The sequence below is a fragment of the Erwinia sp. S43 genome, assembly GCF_016624745.1.
GTDB classification, from domain to species: domain Bacteria; phylum Pseudomonadota; class Gammaproteobacteria; order Enterobacterales; family Enterobacteriaceae; genus Erwinia; species Erwinia coffeiphila.
Map to the genome: position 1 here is coordinate 313133 of NZ_JACVTX010000002.1, position 14771 is coordinate 327903.

A 14771-nucleotide genomic window follows, 5' to 3' on the forward strand; every position below is an offset into this window, starting at 1 on the left:
CTACACCGCGGCCAGCGCGTCGCGGCGCGCCTTACGCTGGTAAACCAGCACGGTCAAAATAATCGGGATAACAGTTGCTGCCAGCATCGCCAGCGCGTAAACGCTCCAGAACTGCGGCTTGATAGAGAGGATGCCCGGCAGGCCGCCGACGCCAATACCGTTCGCCGTCACGCCTGCCAGTCCGCAGATCAGCGCCGCCACGGCGGAGCCGATCATCGCGCACAGCATCGGGAAACGGTATTTCAGATTGATGCCGTACATGGCCGGTTCGGTCACACCGAGGAACGCGGAGATCGCCGCCGGAACCGAGATTTCACGTTCGTTATGTTTTTTACTGACGATAATCACGCCCACTACCGCCGCACCCTGGGCAATATTCGACAGGGCAATCAGCGGCCAGACCGGCGTGCCGCCGGTGCTCTGCACCATCTGCATATCGATCGCCAGCGTGGTCTGATGCACGCCGGTAATCACCAGCGGCGCGTAGAGGAAGCCGAACAGCGTCGCACCAATCGGCGCAAAACTGCCGGTCATCACGCTTTTCACCGCGAACGCCACGCCGTCACCGATCATGCGGCCAAACGGCCCGATCAGCGTGTGGGCAAGGAACACCGCAATCAGCAGCGAGGTCACCGGCACGATAACCAGATACAGGTAGGCGGGTACGATGCGCTTGAGCGCATTTTCCACCAGCGCCAGCGCCATACCGGCCAGCACGGACGGGATCACCTGCGCCTGATAGCCGACTTTTTCGATGGTGAACCAGCCGAAGTTCCACACTTCCGGTAGCTGCTGCCCGAGGTTATAGGAGTTCATCAGCTGCGGAGACACCAGAGTGATGCCCAGCACGATGCCGAGGATCTCGGTGCCGCCCATTTTTCTCACCGTTGACCAGCACACCGCCACCGGCAGGAACATAAACACCGCTTCGCCCAGCAGCCACAGGAAGTCGTAAACCGACTGCCACATTGGATGCATCTGCGCCAGCGTCTGGCCGTTGCTGAAGGGAATATCGCCGATAACGTTGCGGAAGCCGAGGATCAGACCGCCGCTGATCAGCGCGGGCAGCAGCGGGAAGAAGATCTCCGCGAAGTGGGAGATGCTGCGCTCAAACAGGCTCATATTCTGCCGGGCGGCAATTTTTGCCTGTTCTTTGCCGACTTCAGCCTGGCCGATCGTGGCAATCAGCACTTTGTAGTAGTCGCCGACTTCCGGCCCGATCACCACCTGGAACTGCCCGGCGTTAGTGAAGCAGCCTTTGACCATCGGCAGCTCTTCCAGCCCCTGCGGCGAGGCCTTCTTCGGATCGCTCAGGACAAAACGCAGACGGGTTATACAGTGGGTTACGGTGGCGATGTTGTCTTTGCCGCCGACAAGGTCGATCAGCCGATCAACATCCTGTTGCTTAACTTTACTCATAAGAAGTGGCCTTATCTCTGGAAGTGTCCAATGCCGGGTCAGGGGCTGTCTGAAATCGACGCAAGAATATCCAGATCCGCTACGCCCTGTCATGGGAACGTTCCCAGTTTTGCAGAAACGATCACAAATTTTCAGGATCGTAAGGGTTTAATCGGGCCGAAAGACGGCGTTAAAGCGCCAGTTTTCCGCGAATAATCGTCTGCTGCAGATCGGCTGAACCGTCAAGCTGCGCCAGCAGCTGCCGCGCAGCGGCATCACCGGCGGCACCGTATCCCAGCTCCACGGAGAAAGATTCCGGGAACAGGAAATGCAGCAGCGGCAGGTTACCGATGCTGCACACCATAACGCCGCTAATCTGCTGTTTCTGAAGGTATTTTTGCGCGCCAAGGGCAATAGTGTCGGAGGCACACACCACCGCACGGATATCGTGTTTCAGCAGCTGCGGCAGCAGATCGTAGCCGCTCTGCCAGGTCAGCTCGCCCAGTGCGATATGCGCTGCCAGCCCGTGCTGCTGACAGCACTCTTCGTAGGCGCGCGTACGCTTCAGGCCGGTGGTGGTGTCGCGGGGGGAAACGCCGATAAAGCCGATCTCGTTAATCTGTCTGTCCAGCAGCGTCTTCATCAGCAGTTGCACCGCTCCGGCGTCGTCATAACACACCGAAGAGAGGCCGGGCATCTCGCGGGCCATCATCACCAGTTTATCGCGCCACGGCAGCAGCATTTTTGCCGTCAGGCCGGTAAAACCAAACAGGATCACCCCGTCGATATTACGCTGCTTCAGCACCTGCAAATGCTCTTTGACCCGCTCCACGCTGAACTGACTTTCCAGCACGATGGCGTCATAGCCCTGCTGATAGAAAAGCGGCAGCATGGCGCGCACCGCCTGATTTTCAGAGGGTGAATCCAGGCGCGACACGACAATGGCGATGACCTTGTCGCTGAAGCCACGCATCGCCCGCGCCGACTTGGACGGGCTGAAGTTATGCTCTTCAATCACCTGCAGCACGCGCTCGCGGGTTTCCGGCCGAACGTTTTCTTCGTTGTTCAGCACGCGGGAAACGGTGGATTTCCCCACCCCGCTGAGGCGGGCAATGTCCTTGATCGTCAGGCGATTTTGCATGGTGTGTTCTGTTCAGCTGGCTATGGCGGGCAGTTTACCGCCTTTCCCGGCTAAAAATACAGGATAGGATGGTGCGCAGATATGGCCTGACAGGGGAAACGAACGGACGCGACGGCTCAGATTGGCGGTAATAATCTGACCTGCGTAATGCGGTCACGGCCCTGGGCCACTGCAGCGCTTAATTCCGCCAGAGCATCAGGGAACTGTATTTCCGAATATGACAAATCCACGACCTTAATTCGACACGGAGAATCGGCGAATTCAGAAATAATCACTCTTGTAGATATCACGCAATTATATTACTGATGAAGTACTGGCAATAACTATTTCTGAACGATCTTTCCTGACCCAATCGCCTGAACGAAAACGATTGCTTAACGCTGACGACACCCGTTTTTCACGGCAACAACATCAATTTTTTGATCTGTGAAAACTCACACCCAACAAACAAATAACAATATGATTCTAAATGAATATTTATATTAACATAGCACCATAAAATCAACAGAAATGTGTCTCCATCTTTAGTCGATATGAATCGTCAGGAATGATAGTAAAATTGATTCCTGTTAACCCCTGCATGCCCATATGCTGAAAACATGATTTATCCCTGACTGCTGCCAAATATCGCGCCATTCATTGAACCTTATCGCGCTTTTATTTCACAAAAGTGTAAGTGTTGTGATAATAAAATAATAAATGTGCAACAAAAAATAAACAAAGCACTTCTATATTGGCCCCTTCAATTTTTGGGAGGGAGTGCCATGCGTAACTGGAGTGAGCCTAAAAAAAATAAAGCCCATATCGAACTGATCCCGATGATCGATGTGATGATGTTTTTACTGGTTTTCTTTGTTCTGATTAGCCTGAATGTGATCCCGGCTCTGGGCTTGAAAACCCAGCTGCCGTCGGCCAGTAGCGCCCAACAGCTTAAACCGCAGAAAAAAGCCATCATCACCCTCGGTAGTGGCGAACAGCTACAGCTGGACGGCCAGCCGTTGGCCATCGATGCGCTGGTGAATACCCTGAAGCAACAGCAGCAGGAAAACCAGACCACCACGATTATCGTCAACAGCGATAAAGACGTGGCGGTCGAGCGCCTGGTTACCGTGATGGATACCCTACGCCAGGGCGGTTTCTTCTCCATTTCTATCGCCACACGGAAGCAGTGATATGTATCTGCTTTATCGTTCACGCCACGTTGTCAGCTGGCTACCCGCGCTGGTTATCGGTGGATGCTTACTGTTTATCAGCCAGCATGCCGTGCTGCAGGTGAAACCCCACTATGACGATACGGTAATGGAGCTGTCGCTGGCCGAACCTGAACCTGAGCCACCGCAGCCGGAACCCATCCCGGAACCACAGCCAGAACCGCCGCCGGAACCACAACCCGAACCGCAGCCTGAGCCAGAGCCGATTGCCGAACCCGTCGTTCCTGCTCCGGAACCGGTTATCCAGCAGCAACCGATTGTTAAGCCAAAACCAAAGCCGAAACCAGAAACTAAGCCAAAACCGGTTCCTGAAAAAGCGCCGAAGCCGCAGGAGCGCGTGGCACAAAAACCGTCTGCCGTCAGCAGGCCGGTGAGCCAGCCTACCGCGCCGCCAGCTCCGCCTGCTCCTCCGGCACCGAAAGCCAACGCGCAGGCGGTGGAAAACGGCTACCTGCAGGCGCTGCGCCGCGAGCTGGAACAGCGCAAACGCTACCCGAGCGGCCGTCAGGCATCACTGGAACGTCCACAGGGCAACGTTGAGGTCTGGCTGGAGGTTGACCGCAGCGGCAGGGTGCTCGCTTCCGGTATTGCCAGCAAGGCTACGAGCATGTTGCTCAATCGCGCAGCGCTAAGTTCCTTACAAAGTATCAGCCAGTTGAAGCCCTTCCCTGAAGAGGCTTTCGCCGGGCAAAGAAGCAAAAGATTTACCGCAACGTTTAATTATCAGGCTCCATAAAACTTAATTATCTGTTTTTTCACAGGAAAAAAAATGAAGAACTTTAATTATTCTGGGATTGCGTTAGCCGTAGTGACGGCATTGTTATCAGGTTCATCGCTGGCGGCAGACAGCAGCGATGTGGGGGAGATTAATGTCAAAGGGCAGTCGCTGGGCGGCGGTCTGATGGTACAGGAAGACAGCAGTAAAGCGCGTTCCACGCTGACGAAAGAAGCCATGGACAAAGCTCCCGGCGCCAGTAACGCGATCGACATGTTGAAATATACGCCGGGTATGAACGTCAACAGTAATGACGCCAGCGGCCTGAGCGGTATCGACTACACCATGCGCGGGATGAACGCCGATCAAATCGGCCTGTCGATGGACGGCATTCCGATTAACGACTCGGGCAACTACGCGGTGTATCCGAACCTGCTGGGGGATGCGGAAAACCTTGAGCAGATCTTTGTGACTCAGGGATCTTCCGAAGTCGACGGCCCGCATATCGGATCCAGCGGCGGCAACATTGGTCTTGTCACCAAGCGCCCGTCTAAAGAGTTCGGCGGCTTCGTCAAGCAAACCCTGGGCAGCAACAGCCTCAGCAAAACTTTCGCCCGCCTGGAAACCGGTGAGTACAACGGTTTCAGCAACTGGCTCTCATACTCGCACACCGAAGCCAAAAAGTGGCGCGGAGAAGGACGCAACTACTCCAATAAGTTCGAGATGAACTCGCTTTACGAGGATGGTAACGGCAACAGCAGTAACCTGATCGTGAAATATAACAAGCAGGACAACACCAACTACAACACCCTGAGCAAAGCGCAGTTTGACGAAGATCCGACCCAGGATTACTCGACATCGCCGGTCTATAACAGCCGAGGTCAGCTGAGCAAATATTACAAGCTGAACCGCAACCCGTTTGAAAACTTCAACCTCACTTTCTCACAACGACTGCAGCTTCGCGACAACCTCGCATTGACCGTGCAGCCCTATTACTTCTGGGGTAACGGCGGCAGCTTTACCGGACAAACGGCCTCAGTGCTGTCCAGCACTTCCGATAAAGCCGGGCAGTACGACCTGAGCAATTTATCGTCCAATACCTACTACCGACCTTCATGGACCCAGACATGGCGACCGGGCGTTACGACGAAACTGAAGTGGGATATTAACGACGAACACAGCCTGGATATCGGTTACTGGTATGAGCGTGCGCGCCAGTCGCAGACCCAGCCGTTTATCAGTATTCAGGATGATGGCAACCCGGCGAACGTTTCCGGTAAGCCCGGCGGATCCGACCAGGTGAAAGACGCCAACGGCAACACGGTACAGGGCCGCAACCAGTACACCGTTACCCCGGCGCAGAAAGTCTGGCTGCAGGATACCTGGTTCGTGTCGCCAGAATGGACGGTAGTGGGCGGGCTGGCGTATCAGTACGTCGAACGCATTGGTGATAACAAGGGCAGCCTGTACAACGCGCCGGAAAAACGTAAAGCCACCTACCATGAATTCCTGCCGAACTTCAGCCTCAGCTATAAGCCGGATCTGGAAAACCAACTGTTCTATAACCTGACGCGCAACATGCGCACGCCGCCAAACTACGTGCTCTATAACGTGGGCGACTCCATTAACACCTCGCCAGAGCTGAGCTGGAACCACGAGCTGGGCTGGCGCTTCCAGCGTGACGACATGCTGCTGAGCGCGACCGTTTTCTATATGCGCTATTCCGACCGTCAGATCTCCACCACCAATGCTGACGGCGACTACGAAATGATGAATATCGGCAGCGTGGAAAGTAAAGGTCTGGAGCTGGAGTGGAGCGGTAAGCTGCCGTACAACTTCAACTACTACACCTCATACACCTATACGGATTCCGAGCAGAAAGATGACATTGTCAGCAACGGCGGCAATCCACTGCCAACGGCGGGTAAAACGGTGCCGAACGTGCCGAAAAACATGCTTAACATGTCGCTGGGATATGACGATGGCCTCTACTACGGCAGCTTCGGCGGTAAATACGTCAGCGCGTTCTATGGCGATTTAACCAACGACGAGAAAATCAGCGGGCGCACGATCTTTGATGTTGCCGCTGGCGTTCATCTGCCGGTGGACAAAAAGATTGTTAAAAGCGCCACCCTGCGCTTCGGCATCGATAATCTGTTCGATAAGCAGTACCTAACCTCCGTACGCTCAACGACCTTTAACGCAGCACCTTACGATGGCGTGAGGGCCAGCACCCCGTATTACAACGTCGGCGAAGAGCGCACCTTTAGCGTTTCGCTGGAAGCCACCTTTTAATTAACCGGAGGGCACGCTGATGGATGCCAACCTGATACACGACATTATTTTCTACATTATGTATGCCGCACTGGCGATCGCCGTGGTGATACTGATTGAACGCGGGCTCTATTTTTCCTGGGCGCAGCGCCAGGCCCGGCGTTTTGAACAGGCGCTGACGCCGGACGTCCGCCGGGCGTCGGACCTGCCGGAGTCGCTGACCGGGCGCAACAGCCTGCCACTGACCATTATTCTGCCGGTGCTGGAGAAGAAACAGATGGCGGAAGACCGCGAGGCGATGAGCGATTTAATTGATGCGCAATATCTGCTGAGCAAACCGCAGATGTCGCGCGGGCTGTGGATGCTTGAAACCGTGGTGACCGCCGCGCCGTTACTGGGCCTGCTGGGGACGATACTGGGCATTATGGACACCTTTAAGGCGCTTTCCGCCTCTGGGGTTTCTGACGCCAGTATGGTTTCCGCCGGGATGGGCACCGCGCTCTACGCCACCGGCCTGGGGATTGCGATAGCGCTGCTGTGCCTGGTAGGGAATAACTACCTGCAAAGCCGCATGGAGCGCATTAACGAACTGCTGAAAGTTCTGCTGATCCGTGCCGGCAGCCCGGCCAGTCGTCCGGAACAGAGCGATCGGCACTGGGAAGGGCGCGAGGCGCAGCGCTATGCCTGATTCTCGTCAATACGGGTGGCCGGGAGGCCGCCTGATTAGCCTGGTTGCGGGCGGCTGGATGCTGTTAAGCCTGCCCGTACACGCGGCGTTCTCAATACCGGGCTATGAGCTGGTGTATAACGCACCCCAGGAAACCACGCTACAGAACAGTGATTTGCGCAATGCCGCCGACGTCTGGCAACAGATGTTTGATTCGGCACGCGAGCATATCGATCTGGCGCAGTTTTATGTGGCAAACGAACAAGGTTCTCTGCTGGACGGCGTGCTGACCCATCTGCGCGCCGCCGGGGAACGCGGCGTGAAGATCCGTTTCCTGATGGAGGAGAAAGGCGTTGGCCTGTCGACGCCGGAAACGCTGGCGGCGCTGAAGACCATTCCCAACCTCGAACTGCGGATTATTCCGTTCCACCGGCTGACCGGCGGTATCGTCCATGCCAAGTATCTGCTGGTGGATGGTAAAGTGGCCTTTGTCGGCAGCCAGAACTTTGACTGGCGCGCGCTGGAGCAGATTCAGGAAACCGGCCTGCGGATTGATGATGCACATGCGGTGCAGCAAATTCAGGCTATTTTCGATCAGGACTGGCAGGCGCAGGCACTGCTCGCCGGCAATAAACCGGTGCCGAAACTGACGTGGCAGGCACCGGCGTCGGCTCCGCAGGGCAATTATCTGGTTGCCAGCCCGCGCGACTATAACCCGAGCGGGGTGATTGACTCGCAGGTTGAACTGCCGCGTCTGCTGGACAGCGCAAAGTCGCGGATACGAGTGCAGGTAATGGACTACGCCCCGCTGTCGTGGGGAGAAAAGGGAAAGCGCCCCTATTACGCCACGATTGATAACGCCCTGCGCAGCGCGGCCGCGCGCGGTGTGCAGGTTGAACTGATGGTGGCCAGCTGGAACCTGAAGAAACCCGAGGTGTTCTGGTTAAAAAGCCTGTCGCTGGTGCCTAACGTTCAGCTGAAGGTGGTGACCATCCCTCCTGCAAGTCGGGGATTTATTCCTTTTGCACGCGTGGTTCACAGCAAGCTGATGACGATCGACGGCACGACGGCCTGGGTGGGAACCAGCAACTGGAGCGGGGGCTATTTTGATAACTCACGCAACCTTGAGCTGGTGATGAACAGCGTGCCGATGGCCGAGCGCCTGGACGCACTTTACAGCCAGCTGTGGAACAGCCCCTATGCGGAGCCGATCAGGGTTGATTTTGATTATCCGCTCCCCCACCCCGCCCGCGAAAAGTAGATGACGTTGTGGCCGATGAGGCAGGCGGGATGCTTTATCGGGAAGAAGAAAAAATGCTACTGCCGCGGCTTTGGGTGCGGTGGTGGCATTTATCTTTGGAAAATTAGCATCGGTTGTTATCTGTTTCGGTGTGTGATTTTCGCCTGATAGCTTCAGGGCATGTTTTTGGGGCAGAGAGCCAGGGATTTTATGTTGCTGTAACGCGGAAATTCTTTGGCCGGGCATGGCACTGAGTGGCTGGTGGGAACGCTGTGAGTGAGGGAGTGGAGAATCACAGTAGTCTCTACAACTGGTAGCAGTATTATTAACATTGGCGTATTGTATTTCAATTGGACAGGTCATATTCTCGGATGAAATTTAAATTACCGCCCAAATCCTTATTCAGTTTTCATCAGCTATTTTTTCTCGATTCGATTGAGCGCAGCATGTAATGGAGATGTAAATGGTTATTACAAGATTAATTATTGATGGTTTCAAGGGTTTTAAAGACCGATTCTGCATCGATTTCAATGAATCAGTAAACATTATCGTAGGTGATAATGAAGCGGGGAAAAGTACCATCCTTGAGGCTATCAATTTGGGTTTGACGGGGCTATATGCAGGGAAACCTGTCAAGAACAATATCAGCCAATATCTCTTTAATGATCAATTGGTGAAGGAATATTTAGCCAGCCTTGTAACCGCAGCCAAACTACCACCACCAGCTCTATTTATTGAGCTCCATTTCCAAAAAACGCCTGACACTGTTTTCCTGGAGGGGGATGGTAACTGCCTAAAGTCATCTTCAGTTGGAGTTGTGTTCAAAATCAAGTTTAACGAGGACTATAAGGCTGCCTATGAAGCACTTTTGAAAGTCGGTGATATTAAAACGTTGCCTATCGAGTATTACGATATTGAGTGGAAAAGCTTCAGCAGGGATACCCTTTTATCACGTAACATCCCCCTCAAGTCTGCATTTATCGATTCATCTTCGGGCAAAGGCAATAATGGTTCAGATGTTTACATCAGCCGAATAATCAAGGATTTGCTGACGGACGAAGAGGTCATCAGCGTTTCTCAATCCCACCGTAAGATGAAAGAAGCCTTCATATCAGACGAGTCTATCGAAACGATCAATAAGAAAATTATCAGCGCAAGTAAGATCACTAATAAAAATGTCACTATCTCAGTTGAGCTTTCCTCTCAGAAAGCATGGGAATCAAGTCTGATTACTTGCCTGGACGATGTTCCGTTTAACTACATTGGAAAGGGTGAGCAAAGCATTGTGAAGACCAATTTGGCGCTCTCGCACAATAAAGCAAAAGAGTCGAATGTCATTCTTATTGAAGAGCCTGAAAATAACTTATCTCATACCAAGCTTAATCTGCTCATCAAGACCATCAAAGACAACTGTGTAGGCAAACAGATCATCATTACGACTCACAGTAGTTTTGTTGCGAATAAACTTGGTCTTGGTGATCTGATTTTTCTCTCGAACCGCAAGACGACCAAGTTGGTTTCGTTAACGCCAGGAACGAAAGAATTCTTCGAAAAGATTGCGGGCTACGACACGCTTAGGATGGTTCTGTGTAAGAAAGCGATTCTGGTTGAAGGCGACTCGGACGAGCTTATAGTTCAGAAGGCCTATATGGATGCGAACCAGGGACGATTGCCAGTTGAAGACGGTGTCGAAGTCATTTCAGTAGGAATTTCATTTCTTAGATTTTTGGAAATAGCTGCGATTATCGACAAACCAACCTGCATCGTAACGGACAATGATGGCGATATTGCCGCAATCCAGAAAAAATACAGCGCCTATTTGGATGCGAATAAAAATCCACACATTGACATCTGCGTTGATCATAATGTTGATACTGGTACGCTGATGATTGGTAAAAAAAAATACAATTACAATACACTTGAACCTAAATTGCTAAAAGTGAATGGTAGGGCAAACCTTAATACTATTTTAGGGACTGCATATACTTCTGATGATGATTTACGAATTTATATGCGTGCTAATAAAACTGATTGCGCATTGAAATTATTTAACTATGCGAATACTACAGCGCTCAGCGTACAGTATCCGCAGTACATTCTGGATGCGATCAAATGAACAAAGTCATCATCGCCTCTGCTGGAGCAGGTAAAAGTACCTTTGTGGTCGGTGAAGCATTAAAGGCGGCGACTTCAGGTAAGCGTATTCTGATTACCACGTTCACTGAGGCCTGCCGGGATGAAATAAACATTAAAATCATTAAAGAGAATGGATGTATCCCGCCTAATTTGTATGTGATTACCTGGTTTTCTTTTCTAATTAAACACTGGATAAAACCCTATCAAGGGTGTTTATTTGACTATGACATCAAAGGCATGCTCCTTTGCAGCAGCAAGTCCGGTGTAAAGCCTTATAAGGTTGCGGGGAGACCCATCTATTGGGGTGAAAAAGATTTCAGGCAACACTATTTTAGTGCTGATTTTAAGCTTTACTCCGATAAAATGGCTAAACTCTCTCTTCGCTGTGATGAGAAGTCGAGCGGAAAAATCATCGCTCGGTTGGCGTCGTGTTTTGATGAAATCTATGTCGATGAGGTTCAGGATCTAGCAGGTTACGATCTTGAAATCCTTAAAACACTGTTCAGATCACCCATTAAAATCACGCTGGTCGGCGACCCGCGTCAGGCCACTTACAGTACCGTAAATACCGAGAAAAATGCAAAGTACAAAAAAGCTGCCATCGTGAATTTCTTTGATGACAAGGCGCCAGGGGTCACAGTCGATGATAAAATGTTGAATGAGAACTTTCGGTGCTTTCATGAAATCAACGATTTTGCCAACAAACTTTATCCTGCTTTTACCCCATCATTCTCTAACGTCCGTGAGATATCCGGTCACGACGGAGTCTTCCTGCTGCCTGCAAAATTACTGAGCCAGTATCTAGAAAAGTCTACTCCCGTGCAGTTACGCTGGGATAAAAAGCGTATCGTTGATGAGCGCTATCCTGTTTTTACTTTTGGTACATCTAAAGGTCTGACATTTGAACGAGTGATAATTTTTCCTACCGACCCGATGCTGAAATGGTTCCAGAATCATAACGCTGTACTCACCAATGATTCTCGAGCCAAACTTTATGTTGGCCTGACTAGACCTGTTAAAAGTGTTGCGATTGTCTTTGATGCTGACACAGCTTTTAACTCTAATGGGATTAAAATTTACTCTTCAGAGTAGGATCTTAAATGGCTCACAACCTTAGCAGCTTTTTAGTATCACTAAGTAATGTCGACACACCCTATTCACAACAGAATTTTTATTGATAGCACTCAAAATCGAAGTTTCGTCAGTATATTTTTTTCATTCCAGGCACTAATCATAAAATGAAAACAAATTGATCGGCACTACGCCTTATCTTTCCTTCACCAGATATGCGCTTGGTTATATTAGATTACTATTAAATTTCGATTCTCCTTTCCGAGAGCGCATATCTTGCAGCATTCGAGGCCCATTCATCTGATTGGTCCCGATATTCTATTTCTGCCTCTGTAATCGGCGTTACACGGATCAATGGAACTGAACCAAAAGGCAAACCTTCAATCAGGCGACTATCACGGCTGAGAATGATGCGAGTCATCGGACTAAATTCGTTCGTAAGGGTGCAAAACAAAATGGCTCCAAATTTTTCGACATCGTCAGCTATCTGGTAACCATCGGCGATGAGATCTCCCAAGTTTATTAATAAATTAGCCCAGTCAGCAATCTGACTAGTGGTAATAGCTGAAGCGTCTAATAACATGAAGAGTTCACATTCTACACCATTTTCCGGTTCTGAGATGCCAGCCCAAGGCGTAGAAAGACCATCGGTAGCCAAGGTCAATCCGGTATTGGTTTTGATGCTGAGTACACGCCGATGTGGCCCGAGCCATTTCGTCTGGTTATGTGAGTTTGCTTCACGCCTTTCAGCAGCAAAGCTGTCTAGAACGTCTCCATTCTTCTTCCAGAATGCGCGCCTGGCTATAGCGGCATCTTCATAAACCTTGCTATCAGGACCACGCGGAACAATAGTCTCATCGAATAGCACATCAACCGTAACACGACCTCTCATTAGCGGTATTTTAGACCTCGTCCAGCGAACAATAACCTTATTAAAAATCTGTGTCCGTGATGCTTCCAATTTCCCAACTACCTTTCGGATCGTTTCAAAAGCATTGTCACCCCCTGCAACATGACTCCCATCGTCATACATGTAGCCACCGGATTGCGAAGAGACTCCGGCCTGTTCCGTAGTAGAACACCATTCTCCGCTTACTGCTCCAGCAGGTGCCTTGTCTAAGGCAAGCCGTAAGTCTCTCGCCGCTTCTGAATTTGAATATGCAGCCATATCTATCCTTTAGTCTCATCCCTTAGGTTTGTTTCTTGCCTGAAGCTAGAACATCAAAGTTTAGCTTACTCTTTGGCCCAACAAACCGGAAGTCATCCTGTTTCTTTCATCTATCCCTCGACAAGCCCATGACGATAACGTCCTGCAAATCAGGTGTTGGCACAGGCATGCGAGCTATTCTCCAATTATGCCAATTAACATCCTTAATTCCCTGCCAGCAACAAAAAAAACCACCATCCCGGTAGCCCCTATCAATAACATCAACCCTTACAAACACCTCACGGGCGTGCCGCAGGCGCGCGTGGGTCCATTGGGATCCCTCCCAGCATCGGGTATTTCGCCGCTTTTTTCAGATTGATATCTACACCCAACCCCGGACGATCGCTGAGGCAGGCAAAGGTAATGCCCTGCTGAACAAAAACGTTTGAGGAATACAAATACCGCAAACCATAATATATATTTTTATATTATTGACAACGACACCATCAGACAACAGTATTAATAGCACTTCCGTACCAAACAATTAATTATTATTTTAATGCTCGCCACTAAAAAGGTTCCACTTAGCCAGCAGATTACCCATACTCTGTCACCCTTGCCGGAGAGCGTTCGGTTATCTTACCTTAATTATTAATGTGGCATTTCGAACTGGAGAGGAAATTTTGAAAAAACTCGTTATTCTTCCCAATGACTCATCGGCGGGACACTTTAAGTTTATGGTCCACAATGGCAATAAAATAAAACCCACAGAGATTTATACCAAAAACAACAGCGTGATAATCTCATTCAACCCTAACTTTACGACTGACCCTATTTATAATACAAAAATAGCCACTGACATTTTTGTTAAGCGTGATGAGCAGAGAAAACGCCGTCCTGGCATCTTCCACTCGTTGAGCAACCTGAACACCGATGTTTATGAGGCGGAAAAACTGCAGGAAATACTCGATTATAGTGAGAAAAATTACCCTATCGATATCTGGCTGGATGTGAAAACCATTTCAAGAATCAACGCTGTCTTTTTGATCAAAGCTATCACCGATATCAATCCCACTCTGGCCGGAAGAGTCAATTTATACACTTACCCTCACTCCATTGCAGAGCAATCGGCCGAAACCTGGCGGCCCGCACTGGTGAAGGCATCGGAAGTCACACCGCATCTGGTTGAGAAAAACAATGCTATCTGGCATGCATTAACCAGCGATACACCTGAACTTGCCACTGAGATATTCAGCCAGGAACGAGCGGACGAATGGACCGCTCAGCTATTAAAACGCTTCCTTGAAGAATTACCTGAACGGCAAAGTCATCTCACACGCAGCGAGCGGGAATTGCTGACAATCGTGAATGATGCCAGCGGTTTACGTTTCACCGATCTTTGTGGATTGCATCATGCAAAATTTAACGATGATTTTATTAACTGGATGGAAATTCCGGCATTTCTTGATGAGTTAGAAATAAAGGGATTGATCGAATACGGCAACCGACCAAATGATTCTAATCTAAAAGAAATTGTCGAACAAAACATCCATGATGATTTCTATGCTTACCATAATGTTGAAATACGAATAACAGACAAAGGCCGTAACGTCATCTCGGGCAGTCAAAAAGCTTCACAGAATACCTCCGAATCAGAAACGTCCACTCTGTCTGAAAACGAAACCCCGTGGCTATGGGATGAAAATGAAATGCAAGTTGTACGGGCGTTTCATCCCTCAGACAAATAATTAAACGCGTCAGCGGGTAAGAT

12 protein-coding genes are annotated in these 14771 nt (G+C 50.5%); 8 read left to right on the forward strand and 4 right to left on the reverse strand.

Translation table 11 applies throughout. The features are described 5' to 3' along the window. Both treB and treR read right to left on the reverse strand, forming a co-directional pair. Positions 1-1419, reverse strand: a complete 1419-nt coding sequence (gene treB, locus IBT47_RS03655) for a PTS trehalose transporter subunit IIBC (protein WP_200559205.1) — start codon at positions 1417-1419, stop codon at positions 1-3. Between the two features lie 169 nt (positions 1420-1588). Next, positions 1589-2539 (reverse strand): trehalose operon repressor TreR, encoded by a 951-nt coding sequence (gene treR, locus IBT47_RS03660; protein ID WP_200559206.1) that lies wholly within the window; start codon positions 2537-2539, stop codon positions 1589-1591. A gap of 764 nt (positions 2540-3303) precedes the next feature. Here treR and IBT47_RS03665 point away from each other — a divergent pair. The 7 genes from IBT47_RS03665 (at position 3304) to IBT47_RS03695 (ending at position 11874) form a co-directional block, all read left to right on the forward strand. Beyond that, positions 3304-3711: a biopolymer transporter ExbD gene (locus IBT47_RS03665; protein ID WP_105591958.1), complete on the forward strand. Its 408-nt coding sequence runs from the start codon at positions 3304-3306 to the stop codon at positions 3709-3711. A gap of 1 nt (position 3712) precedes the next feature. Continuing rightward, positions 3713-4486 (forward strand): energy transducer TonB, encoded by a 774-nt coding sequence (locus IBT47_RS03670; RefSeq protein ID WP_200559207.1) that lies wholly within the window; start codon positions 3713-3715, stop codon positions 4484-4486. Between the two features lie 33 nt (positions 4487-4519). Beyond that, a complete protein-coding gene (locus tag IBT47_RS03675) occupies positions 4520-6760 on the forward strand; it encodes a TonB-dependent receptor (protein WP_200559208.1) in 2241 nt (746 codons plus the stop codon). 19 nt (positions 6761-6779) lie between these two features. Beyond that, positions 6780-7427, forward strand: a complete 648-nt coding sequence (locus IBT47_RS03680) for a MotA/TolQ/ExbB proton channel family protein (protein WP_105591961.1) — start codon at positions 6780-6782, stop codon at positions 7425-7427. Beyond that, entirely contained in the window at positions 7420-8667 is a 1248-nt protein-coding gene (locus tag IBT47_RS03685; protein WP_200559209.1) for a phospholipase D-like domain-containing protein, read from the forward strand. The genes IBT47_RS03680 and IBT47_RS03685 overlap by 8 nt, the downstream gene beginning before the upstream one ends. 442 nt (positions 8668-9109) lie before the next feature. Continuing rightward, positions 9110-10762, forward strand: coding sequence for an ATP-dependent endonuclease (locus IBT47_RS03690; RefSeq protein WP_200559210.1), 1653 nt, complete (start codon positions 9110-9112; stop codon positions 10760-10762). Further along, positions 10759-11874, forward strand: coding sequence for a UvrD-helicase domain-containing protein (locus IBT47_RS03695; RefSeq protein ID WP_200559211.1), 1116 nt, complete (start codon positions 10759-10761; stop codon positions 11872-11874). Before IBT47_RS03690 ends, IBT47_RS03695 begins: the two co-directional genes overlap by 4 nt. Positions 11875-12094: 220 nt before the next feature. On the opposite strand, the gene IBT47_RS03700 is transcribed toward IBT47_RS03695, so the two are convergent. Beyond that, a complete protein-coding gene (locus tag IBT47_RS03700; protein ID WP_200559212.1) occupies positions 12095-13021 on the reverse strand; it encodes a hypothetical protein in 927 nt (308 codons plus the stop codon). Between the two features lie 278 nt (positions 13022-13299). Beyond that, the gene (locus IBT47_RS03705; RefSeq protein WP_200559213.1) at positions 13300-13458 is read right to left on the reverse strand and encodes a hypothetical protein; all 159 of its coding nucleotides are present in this window, start codon (positions 13456-13458) and stop codon (positions 13300-13302) included. A gap of 225 nt (positions 13459-13683) precedes the next feature. Here IBT47_RS03705 and IBT47_RS03710 point away from each other — a divergent pair, with 225 nt between their 5' ends. Continuing rightward, positions 13684-14748: a hypothetical protein gene (locus tag IBT47_RS03710; protein ID WP_200559214.1), complete on the forward strand. Its 1065-nt coding sequence runs from the start codon at positions 13684-13686 to the stop codon at positions 14746-14748. Positions 14749-14771 lie beyond the last annotated feature (23 nt).

Bases quoted from the DNA above. Each gene is read 5' to 3' on its own strand.
- treR (WP_200559206.1), bottom strand. From the start codon at position 2,539: ATGCAAAATCGCCTGACGATCAAGGACATTGCCCGCCTCAGCGGGGTG.
- IBT47_RS03665 (WP_105591958.1), top strand. From the start codon at position 3,304: ATGCGTAACTGGAGTGAGCCTAAAAAAAATAAAGCCCATATCGAACTG.
- IBT47_RS03685 (WP_200559209.1), top strand. From the start codon at position 7,420: ATGCCTGATTCTCGTCAATACGGGTGGCCGGGAGGCCGCCTGATTAGC.
- IBT47_RS03690 (WP_200559210.1), top strand. From the start codon at position 9,110: ATGGTTATTACAAGATTAATTATTGATGGTTTCAAGGGTTTTAAAGAC.
- IBT47_RS03680 (WP_105591961.1), top strand. From the start codon at position 6,780: ATGGATGCCAACCTGATACACGACATTATTTTCTACATTATGTATGCC.
- IBT47_RS03695 (WP_200559211.1), top strand. From the start codon at position 10,759: ATGAACAAAGTCATCATCGCCTCTGCTGGAGCAGGTAAAAGTACCTTT.
- IBT47_RS03675 (WP_200559208.1), top strand. From the start codon at position 4,520: ATGAAGAACTTTAATTATTCTGGGATTGCGTTAGCCGTAGTGACGGCA.
- IBT47_RS03700 (WP_200559212.1), bottom strand. From the start codon at position 13,021: ATGGCTGCATATTCAAATTCAGAAGCGGCGAGAGACTTACGGCTTGCC.
- IBT47_RS03670 (WP_200559207.1), top strand. From the start codon at position 3,713: ATGTATCTGCTTTATCGTTCACGCCACGTTGTCAGCTGGCTACCCGCG.
- treB (WP_200559205.1), bottom strand. From the start codon at position 1,419: ATGAGTAAAGTTAAGCAACAGGATGTTGATCGGCTGATCGACCTTGTC.